This window comes from Streptomyces asiaticus (assembly GCF_018138715.1).
GTDB lineage: Bacteria > Actinomycetota > Actinomycetes > Streptomycetales > Streptomycetaceae > Streptomyces > Streptomyces asiaticus.
This window is the reverse complement of sequence record NZ_JAGSHX010000006.1, coordinates 1,309,838-1,327,296: the sequence shown is the minus strand read 5'-3', so window position 1 is coordinate 1,327,296 and position 17,459 is coordinate 1,309,838. Positions and strand designations below refer to the sequence as shown.

The 17,459-nt window shown below is 73.0% G+C and carries 13 protein-coding genes; 10 read left to right on the top strand and 3 right to left on the bottom strand.

Features of this window, described 5'->3' with window-relative positions; genetic code table 11:
* Positions 1 to 367 precede the first annotated feature (367 nt).
* The 8 genes from KHP12_RS13270 to KHP12_RS13235 all read left to right on the top strand — a co-directional run bounded on the left by KHP12_RS13270 (position 368) and on the right by KHP12_RS13235 (position 12,273).
* Positions 368 to 1,450, top strand: a complete 1,083-nt coding sequence (locus KHP12_RS13270) for a methionine ABC transporter ATP-binding protein (RefSeq protein WP_210610182.1) — start codon at positions 368 to 370, stop codon at positions 1,448 to 1,450.
* The gene (locus KHP12_RS13265) at positions 1,447 to 2,244 is read left to right on the top strand and encodes a methionine ABC transporter permease (RefSeq protein WP_210610184.1); all 798 of its coding nucleotides are present in this window, start codon (positions 1,447 to 1,449) and stop codon (positions 2,242 to 2,244) included. The genes KHP12_RS13270 and KHP12_RS13265 overlap by 4 nt, the downstream gene beginning before the upstream one ends.
* Positions 2,245 to 2,338: 94 nt before the next feature.
* Positions 2,339 to 3,163: a MetQ/NlpA family ABC transporter substrate-binding protein gene (locus KHP12_RS13260; protein WP_211832974.1), complete on the top strand. Its 825-nt coding sequence runs from the start codon at positions 2,339 to 2,341 to the stop codon at positions 3,161 to 3,163.
* A gap of 198 nt (positions 3,164 to 3,361) precedes the next feature.
* Positions 3,362 to 4,009, top strand: a complete 648-nt coding sequence (locus KHP12_RS13255; protein ID WP_210610188.1) for a GNAT family N-acetyltransferase — start codon at positions 3,362 to 3,364, stop codon at positions 4,007 to 4,009.
* 306 nt (positions 4,010 to 4,315) lie between these two features.
* A complete protein-coding gene (cbiE, locus tag KHP12_RS13250) occupies positions 4,316 to 5,569 on the top strand; it encodes a precorrin-6y C5,15-methyltransferase (decarboxylating) subunit CbiE (RefSeq protein WP_211832973.1) in 1,254 nt (417 codons plus the stop codon).
* Between the two features lie 280 nt (positions 5,570 to 5,849).
* Positions 5,850 to 10,046: a nicotinate-nucleotide--dimethylbenzimidazole phosphoribosyltransferase gene (gene cobT / locus KHP12_RS13245; protein WP_211832972.1), complete on the top strand. Its 4,197-nt coding sequence runs from the start codon at positions 5,850 to 5,852 to the stop codon at positions 10,044 to 10,046.
* A gap of 107 nt (positions 10,047 to 10,153) precedes the next feature.
* Entirely contained in the window at positions 10,154 to 11,374 is a 1,221-nt protein-coding gene (gene cobA, locus KHP12_RS13240; protein ID WP_037951526.1) for a uroporphyrinogen-III C-methyltransferase, read from the top strand.
* Positions 11,375 to 11,454: 80 nt separating this feature from the next.
* The gene (locus KHP12_RS13235; RefSeq protein WP_037951528.1) at positions 11,455 to 12,273 is read left to right on the top strand and encodes a TrmH family RNA methyltransferase; all 819 of its coding nucleotides are present in this window, start codon (positions 11,455 to 11,457) and stop codon (positions 12,271 to 12,273) included.
* Between the two features lie 251 nt (positions 12,274 to 12,524).
* Here KHP12_RS13235 and KHP12_RS13230 read toward each other — a convergent pair whose 3' ends face one another.
* Positions 12,525 to 13,901 (bottom strand): serine/threonine-protein kinase, encoded by a 1,377-nt coding sequence (locus tag KHP12_RS13230; protein ID WP_086886241.1) that lies wholly within the window; start codon positions 13,899 to 13,901, stop codon positions 12,525 to 12,527.
* Positions 13,902 to 14,207: 306 nt separating this feature from the next.
* Here KHP12_RS13230 and KHP12_RS13225 point away from each other — a divergent pair, with 306 nt between their 5' ends.
* Together KHP12_RS13225 and KHP12_RS13220 are read left to right on the top strand one after the other, a co-directional pair.
* A complete protein-coding gene (locus tag KHP12_RS13225; protein ID WP_037951761.1) occupies positions 14,208 to 14,444 on the top strand; it encodes a DUF8836 family protein in 237 nt (78 codons plus the stop codon).
* Positions 14,445 to 14,730: 286 nt separating this feature from the next.
* Positions 14,731 to 14,949 carry a hypothetical protein gene (locus tag KHP12_RS13220; protein WP_037951535.1) on the top strand — a complete coding sequence of 73 codons (219 nt, stop codon included), beginning with the start codon at positions 14,731 to 14,733 and terminating at the stop codon, positions 14,947 to 14,949.
* A 199-nt stretch (positions 14,950 to 15,148) separates the two neighbouring features.
* On the opposite strand, the gene KHP12_RS13215 is transcribed toward KHP12_RS13220, so the two are convergent.
* Together KHP12_RS13215 and KHP12_RS13210 are read right to left on the bottom strand one after the other, a co-directional pair.
* Complete coding sequence (locus tag KHP12_RS13215; RefSeq protein ID WP_211832971.1) at positions 15,149 to 16,288, bottom strand: methyltransferase domain-containing protein; 1,140 nt, start codon at positions 16,286 to 16,288, stop codon at positions 15,149 to 15,151.
* The gene (locus KHP12_RS13210; RefSeq protein ID WP_308289376.1) at positions 16,285 to 17,172 is read right to left on the bottom strand and encodes a radical SAM/SPASM domain-containing protein; all 888 of its coding nucleotides are present in this window, start codon (positions 17,170 to 17,172) and stop codon (positions 16,285 to 16,287) included. Before KHP12_RS13210 ends, KHP12_RS13215 begins: the two co-directional genes overlap by 4 nt.
* Positions 17,173 to 17,459: the final 287 nt, after the last annotated feature.

Below are 17,459 nucleotides of genomic sequence, written 5' to 3'. Positions count from 1 at the left end.
ACCGAGCAGAGGTGTCCGTTATACGGACAGCCTTGATGGGTCCCCGCCGGTGTCTGTTTTACTTGCAGCCATGACCACGACGAGCTGCCGCATCCCTGCGACCGAGGCGATCCCCGCGCCCGGTGCTCGTTGTCGGTGTCGAATGTGTGACTGCTGAGGGCCCCCGCTGAGCCTCGCGCCCCGAAGCGAGACCCGCTGAGCCGGATCCGCGCGTCCATCGCGCCGGACCGCGCCGCCCCGCGTCACCGGACCCCGGACCCCGCCCCCACACCGGGCATGCCCTCGGGTCCACCCTGTCGCGTTCCGAAATGAACGAGCCGTGCCCGGCGGCACCAACCGCCGTGCACTCAACAGTGACGGAAACCCTGTGATCACCACCACGGACCTGACCAAGGTCTACCGCTCACGAGGCCGCGAGGTCACCGCCCTCGACGGCGTCGATCTGCATGTCCGCGAGGGCGAGGTGTACGGCGTCGTCGGCCAGAGCGGCGCCGGGAAGTCCACCCTCATCCGCTGTGTCAACCTCCTGGAGCGCCCCACCTCCGGCACGGTCACCGTGGCCGGCCAGGACCTCACCGCACTGGCCGGGCGCGGCCGGGGGGCACCTCCCGGCGGTAGCTGGGGGAGGGCGGGGTCCGCGCTGCGCCAGGCCCGCAGCCGCGTCGGCATGGTGTTCCAGCACTTCAACCTGCTCTCCTCGCGCACCGTGCGGGACAACGTCGAGCTGCCCCTGGAGATCCTCGGCGTCTCCGGCAAGGAGCGCACCCGCAAGGCCCTGGAGCTGCTGGAGCTGGTGGGCCTCGCCGACAAGGCGAGGGCGTACCCCGCACAGCTCTCCGGCGGCCAGAAGCAGCGCGTCGGCATCGCCCGCGCGCTCGCCGGTGACCCCAAGGTGCTGCTCTCGGACGAGGCGACCTCCGCGCTCGACCCCGAGACCACCCGCTCGATCCTCCAGCTGCTGCGCGACCTCAATGAGCAGCTGGGCCTGACCGTGCTGCTCATCACCCACGAGATGGACGTCGTCAAGACGATCTGCGACTCGGCCGCGCTGATGCGCGACGGGCGGATCGTGGAGTCCGGCAAGGTCAGCGAGTTGCTGGCCACGCCCGGCTCCGAGCTGGCCCAGGAGCTCTTCCCGGTCGGCGGGGTGCCCTCGGGCGAGGACCGCACGGTCGTGGACGTCACCTTCCAGGGCGAGGCGGCCACCAAGCCGGTCATCTCCCAGCTGTCCCGTACGTACAACATCGACATCTCGATCCTCGGCGCCGCCATGGACACCGTGGGCGGCCACCAGGTCGGGCGGATGCGGATCGAGCTGCCCGGTCGGTTCGAGGAGAACGTCGTGCCGATCGGCTTCCTGCGGGAGCAGGGCCTCCAGGTCGATGTGGCGGCCATCGCCGACGGCCCGCGCGCGACCCCGACCCCGCTGCTCAAGGAGGGCGCCAAGTGACCTGGTCCGAGATGGAGCCCCTGCTGGAGCAGGCCTGTTGGGACACCCTCTACATGGTCGGCTGGTCGGCGCTGATCGCCGTCGCCGGCGGACTGCCGCTCGGTGTGCTGCTGGTCCTCACCGACCGCGGCGGAGTGCTCCAGAACGTGGTGGTGAACAAGGTCGTCGGGCAGGTCGTCAACATCGCCCGCTCGATGCCGTTCATCATCCTGATGGTCGCCCTGATCTCCTTCACCCGCGCGATCGTCGGCACCACCATCGGCCCCGAGGCCGCCATCGTGCCCCTCGCCATCGGCGCCATCCCCTTCTACGCCCGGCTCGTGGAGACCTCGGTGCGCGAGGTGGACGGCGGGCTGGTGGAGGCCGTGCAGTCGATGGGCGGCTCCACCTGGACGGTCGTCCGCAAGGTGCTGCTGCCCGAGTCGCTGCCGTCACTGATCTCCAGCGCGACCACCACGATCGTCGCGCTCATCGGCTACTCCGCGATGGCCGGCACGGTCGGCGCCGGTGGCCTCGGTGACCTCGCCGTCCGCTACGGCTATCTGCGGTTCGAGACCAAGCTGATGTGGATCACCGTCGCCATCCTCGCGGTGGTCATCGCCATCATCCAGTTCGCGGGCGACCTCGCCGCCCGTGGCCTGTCGCACCGCGGCCGCTCCTCGGTCGCCCCGCGGCTGGTGCTGCTGCGCGGCGGCGCGTCCCGGGCCGGGAAGCCCGGGAAGCCCGCTCCGGCGCCGGAGCGGCGGGCCGCGCCCGCCGAGATCGAGTCCGTGGAGCCCACCAAGGTCCCCTGAGCCCCCCCACACCCCCGCACCCCGTACCACCCCGCTCGTACTCCGCTTCCGCACCCGCGGCGGATTCGTGCGCCCTCGAAGAAAGGCACTTTTCGTGCGTAACACCACCAAGACCGTCACCACCGTCCTCGCCGCCGGAGCGCTCGCCCTCGGTGTCGCCGCGTGCGGCGCCCCGGGTTCGTCGGACGACAAGAACGGCGCGCTGGTCGTCGCCGCGAGCCCCGTCCCGCACGCGGAGATCCTCAACTACGTCAAGGACCACCTGGCCGACAAGGCGGGCCTCAAGCTGGAGGTGAAGGAGTTCACCGACTACAACACGCCGAATCTGTCCACCCAGGACGGCTCGGTCGGTGCCAACTACTTCCAGAACCAGCCGTTCCTCGACGACTTCAACAAGAAGAAGGGCACCGACATCGTGCCCGTCGTCACCGTGCACCTCGAGCCGCTCGGCCTCTACTCGCACAAGGTGAAGAAGGCCGACGAGCTCAAGAAGGGCGCCACCGTGGCCGTCCCGAGCGACACGGTCAACGAGGCCCGCGCGCTGAAGCTGCTGGACGCCAATGACGTCATCAAGCTCAAGAGCGGCGTCGGCAACGAGGCCACCCCCAAGGACATCACGGCCAACCCCAAGGGCCTGAAGTTCAAGGAGCTGGAGGCCGCCCAGCTGCCGCGGTCGCTCGACGACGTGGACGCCGCGGTCGTCAACGGCAACTACGCCATCGAGGCGCACCTCAAGCCCGCCAAGGACGCCATCATCCTCGAGTCGCCCAAGAACAACCCGTACGCCAACTTCCTGGCCGTGAAGAAGGGCAACGAGGACGACCCGCGCGTCAAGAAGCTGGCCAAGCTGCTCACCTCCCCGCAGGTGATGAAGTTCATCAAGGACCAGTACCAGGGCTCCGTACTGCCCTCCTTCTGATCCCGCGGCACACCGTCACCACCGCAAGGAATTCGCCAACGTTTCCCGCCCGCCGGCGGATCCCCGAGGCTCCGCATCCGGACCGCGACCGGATGCGGAGCCTTCCGATTCACCCCCCGTGCTGCATTTCCCCTGGGTGATGCTGCATGCTGGGCTTTTCCACGGCCCAGACCACCACCCCCGGTTACGGAGCGGCGCATGACATCCACCTTCCCGGACATCTCCATCAGTACGGAACGGCTGGTGCTGCGCCCGTTCGAGGAAGCGGACATACCCGCGCTCGCCGACATGATGAACGACGAAAGCGTCATCGCCTGGACCCGGGCGCCCTATCCGTACGGCCTCGGCGACGCCCGCGACCAGGCGCTGCGGCTCGCCCCGGCGGAGCGGACCACCGGTCGCGGAATCGTCTTCGCGGTCGCCGAATTCCTCACCCAGCGGCTCGTCGGCATCGTGCATCTGCGCAATACCGACTGGCGGCTGCTGGCCACCGAGGTCAGCTATATCGTCGCCCACTGGGCGCGCGGTGAGGGCTATGCCTCGGAGTCGGTGCTGGCCGTGGCCCGCTGGCTGTTCCAGGACCAGAAGTTCGAGCGCCTGGAGCTGCGCACCGCCGCCGGCAACACCGCCGCCCAGCAGGTCGCCCAGAAGGTCGGCTGCATCAGCGAGGGCGTGTTGCGCCACGCCTGGATAGCCCGCACCCAGACGGAGGACGGCGGTTGGACCGATCTGCGCACCGACCTCATCGTCTGGAGCCTGCTCGCCGAGGACCTCGACGGCGCCACCGGCCAGCTCTCCGGGCCCGACGGCTTCGGCGTCTATCCCAGCTACTCCGACTGGGGCTGATCCGGCCGGGGCCGACCCCCCCACCGCCCCCACCGCACCCCGGCCGGGGCGGACATCCGGCGCATTCGCGCCGTCCGCGCCCTCGGCGCACCACCCCAGCGCCCGCCCCCGCTCCGGCGGTCCGGGACCAGCCGGGGTACTCTCTGTCCGCGCCGAGCACCCGCGCCTCGGCCGCATCCGGGGCCGTGACCCGCGCATCCGCGGCGCACCGGCCGCGACCCGCCCGTGGACCCTCACGGGCACCACACCGCGACGCAGCCGCACCCGACAGACCCGACCCGCCACACATAGGGGAGAACAAGGACGATGGCCGACCGCGTCACGGTGATCGGTTGGGACGGCACCCCGCTCACGGACGCGGCCCGCTCCGCCCTCGGCGCGGCCACCCTCGTGGCCGGCGCCGCTCATCACCTGACGCTGCCCGAAGTCCCGCCCGGTGCCGAGCGGATCCGGCTCGGCAGCGTGGATCTCGCGGCCCGCAGGATCGCCCAGCACCGCGGCTCCGCCGTGGTCCTGGCCGACGGCGACCCCGGCTTCTTCGGCGTCGTCCGCGCCCTGCGCGCCCCCGAGCACGGGCTCGAGGTCGAGGTCGTCCCCGCCGTCTCCTCCGTCGCCACCGCCTTCGCGCGGGCCGGGATGCCCTGGGACGACGCCCAGGTCGTCGTCGCCCACAGCCGCGATCTGCGCCGCGCGGTCAACGTCTGCCGCGCCCACACCAAGGTCGCCGTCCTCACCTCGCCCGGCGCGGGGCCCGCCGAACTCGCGCTGCTGCTCGGCCCGGTGCACCGCACCTTCGTCATCTGCGAGGCCCTGGGCACCGAGCGCGAGCAGGTCACCGTGCTGACCTCCGACAAGGCCGCCGACCACGCCTGGCGCGACCCCAACGTCGTCATCGTCATCGGCGGCTCCGGCATAGCGCCCGTCCGCGGCGGCTCGTCGGCCGGTGCCGCCCGTGGCGCGCTCCAGAGCGGCGGCTGGATCGCCGGACGCGAGCCCGGCTACCCGGGCACCGTCCGCGGCTGGGCGCTGCCCGGCCCCGCGTACGGGACCGCGCTGAGCGAGAGCGAGTCCCCGCAGCTGCGCTCCCTCCAACTCGCCCGCGTCGGCCCCCGCCTGGGCGACCTGGTCTGGGACATCGGAGCGGGCAGCGGCGCGGCGGCCGTCGAGACCGCCGGGTTCGGCGCCGCCGTCATCGCCGTCGACCGCGACCCGGACGCCTGTGAGCGCACCGCCACCCTGGCCCGCCGCTTCGCCGTACAGCTCCAGGTGATCCAGGGCGTCGCCCCCGGGGTGCTGGAGGACCTGCCGGAGCCGGATGTGGTGCGGATCGGTGGCGGGGGCGCGCCCGTGGTCGCCGCGTGCGCCGCGCGCCGCCCCGAGCGCATCGTCACGCAGGCCACGACCCGGGACGAGGCGGAGGCCATCGGCGCGGCGCTTGAGGACGGGGGCTACGCCGTCGAATGCGTACTCCTCCAATCCGTCGAACTGGACACGCGGGGCTGGACGGAACGGGAGCGTGCGGTCGCCTTCATGCTGTGCGGCCACCGCCCGCACCAGTGATTTTGTCCTTGTGACGTTCGCCCCGAGCTTCGCCCCGGTGACCTGCTCGAGGTAGTGCGCGGGGTAGGCTGGCGGATCGTTGTACTGCCTATACCGCTGCCCGGCGTTCGGTGCTTTATTGGCCAAAGGCCGGAATGTGCCCCTCCCTTGGTGGGGCCGCGGTAGGCAAGCCTCGGGCGTGTCTACGTGCCGCGCACGGCGCATGCTCGTTCTTGCTCAGGGGGCTTGCTCTCGGCGGTAGGCGGTTGGAAGGAGCACTAGCGATGGGCGAGGGGTACGCATGACCGACACCGGCCAGGTCCCGGGCGAGGGACTGCCGGAGAACGCAGGCGGACGACTCGGACACCCGCACCCGGCGGATGTCCATGCCCCGCCTGCCGACGCCGGTTACATCGAACAGCCACAGCCCGGTGTCCCGCCCGGCGCCGCCTACACCTTCCTCGACGGCTCCGAACACGTGGGCGAGGAGGACGACCTGCTGCTGATGCCGGGCGCCCAGGGCGCCTGGAGCGAGCAGCAGGCCCAGTACCAGACCGGGGCGTACGAGGCGGGGGTGCTCGACCCCGCCGCGTACGCCGAGACCCAGATGCCCGAGCCACAGCCCGTGGCGGAGCAGCCCGTACCGCAGCCGGCCCCCGCCCCGGCCGCCTACGCGGCACCCACCGCCCCCTCCCGGCGCCCGCTCCACATGGGCCCGCCGGTGCCCGACACCTCCGGCGGCGTGGTGCGTTCGCTCGCCGACCGGGGCCCGGCGGCGGGTCGGCACGCCGCGCCCGTACGCCAGCCGGAGCCCCAGCCGCAGGCGGCGCCGGAGCAGCAGGCCGTTCCGGAGCAGCAGGCCGTTCCGGAGGTTCTGGAGCCGCGGATCGCGCCCGAGCCGCAGCCGCAGGTGCCGCACCAGGGGGCGTCCCAGCCGGAGGTGCGGCCCGAGCCGCAGCCGGAGTACGGGATGGGGGCCCAGCAGGGCGTCCCGGTGCCCGAGCAGGGCGGGATGCCCGAGCAGCAGTTCGCCGGGCCCGAGCAGTTCGTCATGCCCGAGCAGCCGTTCGCGGTGCCCGAGCAGTTCGTGGTTCCCGAGCCGCAGCCGGTCATGCCTGAGCAGCAGCCGGTCATGCCCGAGCAGCCGCTGGCGGCGGACTACTCCACCGCGCCCCAGTACGCCGCCGGGCCGCAGTACTTCACCCCGCAGCCCGACGACCCGGGGCGGCTCCCCGGGCCCCAGCTCGCGGACCTCTCGCAGCTCGTCGACGCCCCGCCGCCGGGGGACGCCTGGGACTCCACGCCCCCGGTCCAGCAGGCCGTGCCCGTGGAGACGGGCGTTCCGGCCGAGGAGCCCCAGGTCGCGGAGGTGCCCGAAGCGGAGCCCGCTCCCGAGCAGTTCGCCCAGCCCGAGGCTGTGGCGTCGGAGGCGCAGCCGGTCGCGATGGACCAGGCGTATGTGGACCCGGCCGCCGTGGATCCGGCTGCCGTGGACCCGCACCAGACGGGCGCGAGCATTCCGGCTCAGGCCGGGGCGCCCGTCGTGGAGCCCGCCCCGCAGGCCGCCGTGGCGGAGGAGCAGGTCGTCGAGATCCCGGCCCAGGCCCAGACCGAGCCCGTCACCGAACAGCCCGAGGCCCAGCCCGCCCCGGCTCCGGTCGCGGGGGCCGCGCCGGAGATCCCGGCGCAGCTGGCCCATGAGCCGATCGCCATCGAGATGCCGCCCGCTCCCGCCGCCGGGGTCCCCGCCGAGGCCCCCGCTGAGGAGGCCGCTCCGCAACTCCCGGAGCAGCCCGCCGAAACGGTGGCGCAGACCGCCGTGGACCCGGGGCACTCGATAGTGACCGACGAGACGCCCCAGCCCGAGGCGCCCGCCGTCGCCGCGGAACCGTCCGCCGCCGAGCCGCAGGCCGCACCGGAGGCCGCATCGGAGGTCGAGGCAGCGACGCCGGAGGAGCCCGCCGAGGAGCAGGCGGCGGCCGAGGCGGAGCACGGGCCGACCGCCGCCGAGGCGGAGACCCCTGCGGCGGCGGCCGAGGTCGTGGTTGAGGAGCCGTCACCGGAGGAGCAGGTTCCCGAGCCCGAAGCGGCGGACACCCCGGAGCCCGGGGCCGCCGCGAGCGAAGAGCCCGAGGCGGAGGCGCCCGAGGCCGCCGAGGCCCAGGGGACGCCCGCCGAGCCGGAGGCGGAAGCGGCGGACACCCAGGACACCCAGGACGCCGAGGCAGCGCCGGAGGCCGGTACGGAGGCCACCGAGCCCACGGATGAGGCAGGGGCGCAGCCCCAGCCCGCCGAGCCCGAGGCCACGGCTCCCGAAGGCGAAGCCACCGAGCCCGAGGCCGCTGAGCCCGAGGCCGCCGAGCCCGAGACCCGGGCCACCGAGGAGGAGGCCACGGAGCCGGAGGCCGGTGCCCCGGAAGCCGACACCCCGGAAGCCACCGAGTCCGAGGCCGAGGCGATGGAACCCACCGAGCCCGAGGCCGAGACCGCCGAACCGGAGACCACGGACGCGGAAGCCGCCGAGCCCGAAGCCACGGAACCCGACGCCGCCGACTCCGAAGCCACCGACGCCGAGGCCACCGCCTCCGAGGCGGTCGCCCCCGGGCCGGAGCCCGAGCCCGCATCGGAACCCGAGACGGCCCCCGAGGACGTGAACCCCGAGGGCACCACCCCCGCCACGGCCCCCGAATCCGCGCCGGAGCCGGAGCCGGAGTCGGAAACCGAGCCGGAGCCCGAGCCCGAAGCGGTCCCCATCCCCATCGGTCCCCGCGCCGAGGGGTACGACGAGGCCGAGCGCGCCGCCGTCCACCGCGTGATGCGCGAGCGCCGGGACATCCGTAACGGCTTCCGGCCCGACCCCATCCCGCACGAGGTGCTGCTGCGCGTCCTCGAGGCCGCGCACACCGCGCCCAGCGTGGGGCACTCCCAGCCGTGGGACTTCGTCGTGATCCGCTCGGCGGAGACCCGGCGGGCCATGCACGACCTGGCCATGCGCCAGCGGGACGCGTACGCCAAGTCCCTCCCCAAGGGCCGGGCCAAGCAGTTCAAGGAACTGAAGATCGAGGCCATCCTCGAGACCCCGGTCAACATCGTCGTCACCGCCGATCCCACCCGCGGCGGCCGCCACACCCTCGGCCGGCACACCCAGCCGCAGATGGCGCCGTACTCCTCCGCGCTCGCGGTGGAGAACCTCTGGCTCGCCGCCCGCGCCGAGGGCCTCGGCGTCGGCTGGGTCAGCTTCTTCGACGAGCGCGAGATGGTGCGGGAGCTCGGGCTGCCCGAGCATCTGGAGGTCGTGGCGTATCTGTGCGTCGGATACGTCGACGAGTTCCCGGAGGAGCCCGAGCTGATGAAGGCCGGGTGGTCCAAGCGCCGCCCGCTGTCCTGGGTCGTCCACGAGGAGTCGTACGGCCGCCGCACCCTGCCCGGCGGGGACCCGCACAATCTGCTCCAGGAGACCCTGCGGGGCATCCGCCCGCTGGACGCCAAGGCGCTCGGCGAGGCATGGGAGCGGCAGAAGCGGATGACCAAACCGTCCGGCGCGCTCGGCATGCTGGAGATCATCTCCGCCCAGCTGAGCGGGCTGTCCCGGCAGTGCCCGCCGCCGATCCCGGAGCCCGCGGCCGTCGCGATCTTCGCGGGCGACCACGGGGTGCACGCCCAGGGCGTCACCGCCTGGCCGCAGGAGGTCACCGCCCAGATGGTGGCCAACTTCCTGGGCGGCGGCGCGGTCTGCAACGCCTTCGCCGGTCAGGTGGGCGCCGAGGTGTGCGTCGTGGACGTCGGCGTGGCGAGCGATCTGCCCAGCACCCCCGGGCTGCTGCCGCGCAAGGTGCGGGCGGGCACCGGAGACTTCACCGTCGGGCCCGCGCTCACCCGCGAGGAGGTGCTGCGCGCCATCGAGGTGGGCATCGAGACGGCCCGCGATCTGGTGGCCGCCGGGAACAAGGCGCTGCTCACCGGGGAGATGGGGATCGCCAACACCACCGTGTCGGCCGCCCTGGTCGCCATCTACACCGGCGCCGACCCGGCCGAGGTGACCGGGCGCGGCACGGGCATCAACGACGAGATGCACGCGCGCAAGATCGATGTCGTACGGCGCGGGCTCGAGCTGCACCAGCCCGATCCGGCCGACCCCATCGGCGTCCTGTCGGCGTTCGGCGGGCTGGAGCACGCCGCGATCGTCGGGCTGCTGCTGGGCGGCGCCTCGCTGCGTACGCCCGTGATCCTGGACGGGGTGAGTGCGGGCGCCGCCGCGCTGGTCGCCCGCGCCATCGCGCCCGAGGTGCTGGCGGCCTGCATCGCGGGCCACCGCAGTGCCGAGCCGGGCCATGTGGCGGCCCTGAACAAACTGGGTCTGCGCCCCCTGGTCGACCTGGATCTGCGGCTCGGCGAGGGCACCGGGGCGCTGCTGGCCCTCCCGGTGGTGCAAAGCGCCGCACGGGCGATGCACGAGGTGGCCACGTTCGACTCCGCAGGGGTCACGGAGAAGAACTGACGCGTGCCCCCGCCGCGTAGGGTGTCGGCGGGGGCCCCGCCCCACAGACGATCAGCCGCTCCAGCGCCGCAGCGGCCGTTGCTTCGCACGAGGAGAGCCGCACCGCCATGTCCGAAAACTTCGCATACCCGGTCGGGCTGCGCCTTTCCGGGCGGCGTGTCGTCGTCCTCGGGGCGGGTCAGGTCGCCCAGCGCCGGCTGCCCGCGCTGATAGCGGCCGGTGCGGACATCCTGCTGATCTCGCCGTCCGCCACGGCCTCCGTCGAGGCCATGGCCGAGGCGGGGGAGGTGCGCTGGGAGCGCCGCCGCTACCAGGAGGGCGACTTCGAGGGCGCCTGGTACGTCCTGATCACCACCGACGACCCGGAGGCCAACGCCGCCGCGTCCGCCGAGGCCGAGGCGCGCCGCGTCTGGTGTGTGCGCAGCGATGACGCCGCGGCCGCCTCCGCCTGGACCCCGGCCACCGGGCGCAGCGAGGGCGTCACCGTCGCCGTCCTCACCGGCCAGGACCCGCGCCGTTCCGCCGCCGTACGGGACGCCGTGGTGGAGGGGCTGCGCGACGGCACCCTCGCCGCGCCCCGCCACCGCACCCGTGGCCCCCATGTGGCGCTGGTCGGCGGCGGCCCCGGCGATCCGGACCTGATCACCGTGCGCGGCCGCCGCCTTCTCGCCGAGGCGGACGTGGTGGTGGCCGACCGCCTCGGCCCGCGCGATCTGCTCGATGAGCTGCCGCCGCATGTCGAGGTGATCGACGCGGCGAAGATCCCGTACGGCCGTTTCATGGCCCAGGAGGCGATCAACAACGCGCTGATCGAGCACGCCAAGGCGGGCAAGTCGGTGGTCCGCCTCAAGGGCGGCGACCCCTTCGTCTTCGGGCGCGGCATGGAGGAGGCGGAGGCGCTCGCCGAGGCCGGTATCCCGTGCACCGTCGTGCCCGGCATCTCCAGCTCCATCAGCGTCCCGGGCGCGGCCGGGATCCCGGTGACCCACCGGGGCGTCGCGCATGAGTTCACGGTGGTCAGCGGCCATGTCGCCCCCGACGACCCCAGCTCCCTGGTGGACTGGGCGGCGCTGGCGAGGCTGCGCGGCACGCTGGTGCTGCTCATGGCCGTCGAGAAGATCGGCGCCATCGCCGCGGCCCTCGTCGCCCACGGCCGCGCCGCCGACACCCCCGTCGCCGTGGTCCAGGAGGGCACCACCCCGGCCCAGCGCCGGGTGGACGCGACCCTCGCCACCGTCGGGGAGAGGGTCGCGGCCGAGGGCGTACGGCCCCCGGCGGTCGTGGTGATCGGTGAGGTCGTCGCGGTCTCGTCCCGTGACCACCGGTGACGTCATCGGACGTAACCGCCGGTAACTTATTCGCGTCGGGCTCATTGGCACCGCATCCAGGACAAGGCAGTATCACTTAAGTGGCTGATCTCATCACCGTCGATGATCCGGACGACCCGCGGCTGAGCGACTACACGGGTCTGACCGATGTGGAGCTACGACGCAAGCGGGAGCCGGCCGAGGGCCTGTTCATCGCCGAGGGCGAGAAGGTGATCCGGCGCGCCCGGGTCGCCGGTTACGAGATGCGCTCGATGCTGCTGTCGTCCAAGTGGGTCGATGTGATGCGGGACGTGATCGAGGACGTCCCCGCCCCCGTCTACGCCGTCAGCCCCGAACTGGCCGAACGCGTAACGGGCTACCACGTCCACCGCGGCGCCCTCGCCTCCATGCAGCGCAAGCCGCTGCCGGACGCGGAGACGATCCTGGCGGACGCGCGGCGCGTCGCCATCATGGAGTCCGTCAACGACCACACCAACACCGGTGCCATCTTCCGCAGCGCGGCGGCCCTCGGCATGGACGCCGTGCTCCTCTCCCCGGACTGCGCCGACCCCCTCTACCGGCGCTCGGTCAAGGTCTCCATGGGCGCCGTCTTCTCCGTGCCGTACGCCCGGCTGGAGAGCTGGCCGCGCGGGCTGGAGGCGGTCCGGGAGGCGGGCTTCAAGATCCTCGCGCTGACCCCCGACGAGAAGGCCACCACCATCGACGACGCGGCCCCGCACCGCCTGGAGCGGGTCGCGCTGATGCTGGGCGCGGAGGGCGACGGGCTCTCCACCCAGGCACTGATGGCCGCGGACGAGTGGGTCCGGATCCCCATGGCCCACGGCGTGGACTCCCTCAACGTGGGCGCGGCAGCGGCGGTCGCCTTCTACGCGGTCACATCGGGCAGACCGGGCCGCTGACCACCGCACGCCGGGGGCTTCGCCCCTGGGCCCCGGGACTCCGCCCCCGGGCCGGGCCCCGGGGTCTGGGGCAAAGCTCCGCCTTCCAGCCCCTCCGGGGGGCACCTCCCAGCGGTAGCTGGGGGAGTTTGAGGAGCGGGGTCATGGGGCGGAACCCCGCCTTCCAGCCTCTCCGGCGCTTGAGGAGCGGGGTCTGGGGCGGAGCCCCAGTTGAGGGAACGGGCGGGGAGGGGAGCAGCTCGCCGCAGGCGTCAAGATCCGCCGGACACGTCTTGGCGGCCGTCAGCCTCGACCGCCACCGAGCCCGGTGCGGCGTCCGGTGCCGCCGACGAGGCCGCCCCCGTCGGCTTCGCCGGCGCACCCAGCCCGTTCGCCGGCCCCTGGCAGCCCTGCGCCGCCGCGATCCCCAGCGCCACCAGCAGCGTCACCACGACGAACACGGTCAGCCGCTGCCGCAGCAGCCGGCGGTTGGGCCCGCTGGGGCGGCGCCCGTTCGGCGAGGTGCGCACGGTCTGGGCCGGGCGCCCGGTACGCGCGGGCGGTCTCGCGCCACCCCGGCGCTGCGCCGGGCGCGCGGGAGTGTTCCGCCCCGAGGGGCGGCCCGAGGACCCGCCCGTACTGGCCCCCGGCCGCTGGGCCGGTGGCCCGCTCCGCGGCGCGGGCGTTCCGCCGGAGCGCCGCTCCGTGTGCTGGTCGGCGTACGCCTCGGGGCGCGTCTCGGGGCGCCGCGCCGGAGGACGGCCCTGCCCACCGCCGTAGCCCCCGGCACCGGCACCGGCACCAGTACCGGAACCGGCACCGTGACCGTGCGCCTCGCGCGCCGCGATCTCCTTCAGCCGCAGCGACAGTTGCAGGGTGCTCGGCCGGTCCTCCGGATCCTTCGCCAGGCAGGCGTGGAGCAGCGGTGCCAGGGCGTCGGGGACGCCCAGCAGCTGCGGCTCCTCATGGACCACCCGGTACAGCATCACCTCGGAACTGCCGTGCCCGAACGGCGAGTCCGCCGTCGAGGCGTACGCGAGCGTGGCGCCCAGCGCGAAGACGTCGGTCGCCGGGGTCACCGCCGCGCCCCGCACCTGCTCGGGGGCGAGGAAGCCGGGCGAGCCGACCGCCGTGCCCACGTGGGTGAGGGTGCTGGCCCCGGTCGCCCAGGCGATGCCGAAGTCGATGATGCGCGGGCCCTTGGGCGAGAGCAGGATGTTGGAGGGCTTGAGGTCGCGGTGGACGACCCCCGCCTCATGGACCGCCAACAGCCCCTCCGCCAGCGCCGACCCGATCGACGCGACCTGGGCGGCGGGCAGCGGGCCCTCCTCGTTCACCTTGTCGTGGAGGGAGGGCCCCGGTACGTACTGGGTGGCGAACCAGGGGCGGTCGGCCTCCAGGTCGGCGGCGACCAGTCGGGCCGTACAGCCGCCGCGGATCCGTCGCGCGGCGGAGACCTCCCGGGCGAACCGGGACCGGAACTCCCGGTCCTCGGCGAGGTCCGGCCGGATCACCTTCAGGGCCACCCGCTGTCCGCGCCGGTCGGAGCCGAGGTAGACCACCCCCATGCCGCCCGCGCCGAGCCGCCGGTGGAGGCGGAAGGAGCCGACGACACGCGGGTCCTCGCGCCGGAGCCGCATCATCGCCATGTCCGTCCCCTACCTCCGGTGGGCCCCTTCCCTTAACCCCTGGTGGGGAGCCCCATCCGCTGCCGTCTGCTTGCCGTTTGCCGTCGAACTGCCGTCGGTTCGCCGCTGTTGTTCCGTTGCCGTCCGTCTGACGTGCACAGCTTACGGATTGACGGCCCCTCGCGCTGAGAGGCCGCGCATGCGTCGGCCGATGGATTGTCAGTGGTGCCTGGGATCCTGGAGAAGTGGGCCGGAATCGTGGCAATCCGCGCTCGGGCCCGCTGCTGCGTGATCTCAAAAGGCCGTCTCAGGAGGGGGATTGAGACCGTGAAGGGTGATCGTGTGGAGATAGTCGTGGACGCGGGGGACACGACGCGGACATATGAAGTGGTGGCCACCAGAGCGGGCCGGAGGGTCGAGACGGCGGTCCGGCGGGGGGTGGTGGAAGTGAGCGAAGTCACCCGTAATGGGTCCGTGGTGCGGACGGCCCGCTTCATGGCGAACCGGGTCCTGGCCCTGGTGGAGCAGCCGGTTCCGCGGAGTGAGGAGGGGGAGGGTGAGTAGAGCTCGCACAGGCTCGGAGGGGCACACTCCGCTGACTCCGGAGGGCATCCGGAGGGATCGCTTCCGCGACCCCTTCCGGGAAGACCCCAAGGCGTGAGGGCGCGTCTCCACCCAGGGGAGTAGTCGACGCCTCCCGGGGTCATCCTCCGGGAGGCCCGGCAATCGGTACGAAGGCATGACGCCGAGGACCGGGGTGCGCGCCTAATGTTGTGGTCAAGCGGCGGGCGCAGCACTCGTCCCCCGAGGTCAGACGCTCGCCGCCCCCAGATGTGACGGAGGAGGGACGATGGCGGACACGGCTGGACGCACGGTCATCGGAACACGTCGTCGCAGGTCCGTGAGCGCGGCGGTGGACGCGTTCGGCGGCCCGCAGACCGGCACCCGCCATCCTCTGGTCGCGGCGGCGATGGTGCTGCCGATGGCCATCCTCCTGACCATCACCTTCGGCGGCTGGGATGCCGTCGTCACACAAGCGTCGTCCGTGGCGGGAATGCTGGGGCGCTGAGGCGCCCCGGGCCCGGGAGAGCGGCCCGGGCCGGGGACTTCCGGCCATTAACCCCGTGGGGACGGGGGTGCGGCGGACGGCACGAATGCCCGGACAGCTGGGGAGCTGTCCGGGCATCGCGCCTTTTGGCACCGATTCGGACCGCCGTCGGGACCCCTTTCACGGGACTCGGCGCCGGGGGCCGCGGCTCCCGCCGGGATCAGCTCAGCTCGACGGACCACTTCCCGCGGCCGAGGAACGTACGACCGTCGGGCATGACGTCCACGCGGGCCCCTCGCACCGGTAGCTCGCCGTTGCTGAGCCAGTAGTCGCGGACCTTGTCGAGGGCGTCCCACAGCCGGCGGGGGCCGCCCTGGTGCACAGTGGGCCGCTCGTTCCCGGTCGCCGTCGCCCGGGCCCACGACCCGTCGGCATGCGCCATGAGCGCGACACGCTGCGCGCCGTCCTCCCGGAAGTCGTGCTCGATACCGGGCGCCTCGATATCGAGCATGGACGCGAGGTCCCACGCATTCGCCACGTCGACGACGGGATATGGACCGCTGGTCACTTCATCTCCGTCCAGTTCCGCGGCCTTGGCGAGGCGAACGGCCGCGCCGGGCGGGTAGTCGTCACCGTGGCGAGCGTGCATGAACCCTGCCCGGTCCCACTCGACGCGCCCGGTCGCGCCCCCGTCCTCGTCCTTCTCGGCCGTGACGAGGAGGGAGGTACCGGCGATCGTGGTCACCAGCCGACCGCCGGGGCGGAGCACCCGAAGCCAGCCTGCGGGGATGGTGCGTACGGATACGGTGGCGACGATCCGGTCGAAGCTCGCGGGCTCGTACGGCAGGTCCCCGGTCGCGTCGACGGTGTCGAGCGTGGGTGCGACGCCGGCCTCGCTCAGCCGCTTGCGGGCGATCTCAGTCAGGTAGAGGTCGACATCGACGCTCGTCACCTGCTCGTCGCTCAGTCGGCGAGCGGCGAGGGCGGCCCCGTACCCGCTTCCCGTGCCCACGTCGAGCAAGCGGTCGGCGTCATCGATGCGGGCATGCTGGAACATGCCCACGACCAGGCTCGGCAGGGTGGCAGAGGACGTCGGCCGGCCGTGCGGCCGGTCGGCCTCCGTGGCGTAGTCGGCGTGTAAGGGGCCGACACGGGTCACGAGTGAGGTGTCGCGGTACGCCGCGTCAAGCCAGCGATCCGGGTCTGAGGGGCCGTCGTGCAGTTCCCAGCCGTCCGAACCGTGCTCCCACCATCGGGGGACGAACAGGTGCCGTGGCGTGGCGGCGACGGCCGGCGCCCATCGGGAGTGCCGGTGTGTTGAGACGTAGGCCAGAGCGGCGGCGCAAGTGGTCCAGTTCACGCGTGGACTCCAAGGGAGGGAGGCGGGGCGGGTGCGAAGTGCTTCGGGGCGCAGGCGGGCGTACGGGCGGGGTCGCAGTCGTTCGAATCGGCCGGGGTACAGGCGCCGGTGCGCGGCTCGGGCACGGCCGCAATCATCTCGCCCCATCGGTCGCTGTGCAGGATCCCGGCGAGACGCTGTTCGCGGACGTTGCCGGCGACCATGAAGCGACTGAGGATGCAGCCGGACACGTCCCCGTCGGGGGAGACGGATACGCGGTGCCGAAAGCAGTGCCCGCACAGCTCGGCAGCGGTCGGCGTGCTCGCGTCCGGCTCGGCCGCACGTCCGACCTTGCGCATACGGTCGACCTGGATTTCCTTGATGCCGAGCCGGTGCAGCTCCGCTTTGGCCTGCTCGACGCGCTGCCCCTCGATCACTTCGACGATGCCGGCACGCATGGGGATACCGCGGCGGACCGCTTCGACGATGTTCGCCCTGGTGCGGTCGAGGCTTCCCCGCGTGCGGGTGATCTCCTCGTGCTGCGCCCGGTCGTCGCTGTAGTAGGACGTGGCGAGGCAGACGCCCTTACGACTGAACGAGTCCCAGAGAGACGGCCGTACGTGGGCGAGGTTCGAATACACCTCGACACCGAGCCCGGCATCAAGGGCTTCGTCGATGAACTGCGGCAGGTGCGGCGAGAGGGTCGGCTCGCCGCCGATGAACTGGACCAGGGGGATGCCCAGCTCGGCCACGTCCGCGATGACGTGCGACCAGTCGTCGCGGGTCATGTGCCCGGAGGGCGCCTGCGGGCTGCTGCTGGTGCAGCAGTGCGTACACCGGAGTTGGCAGGCTCCGGTGATCTCCAGCTCAATGGATTGGATACCGATCACGGTAGCTGTGCTCACGCGAGTACCTCCATGAGTAGACGGGTGCGACCCTGACCCTGCGGTCGCCTGGGGTGGTGCACCGTCCCCGCGCCGCGGGGGAACCGGTAAAAACGCGGGGGCGGCGGTCAACGGGCGGTGTGCCTCGCCGGTTTCCGGCGGCGCCGGCCCCCCTCGCCGGGGTGGGTTGGCACCCGGCGGGGGCGGGGGACTGTGGGGGCTTGGGCGGCGTCGACAGGGGAGCGGCGAGCAGGTTGTACCGGGCGTCGTAGTCGGTGACGCTGATGCGGTACGGCTCGGCGGCTGCG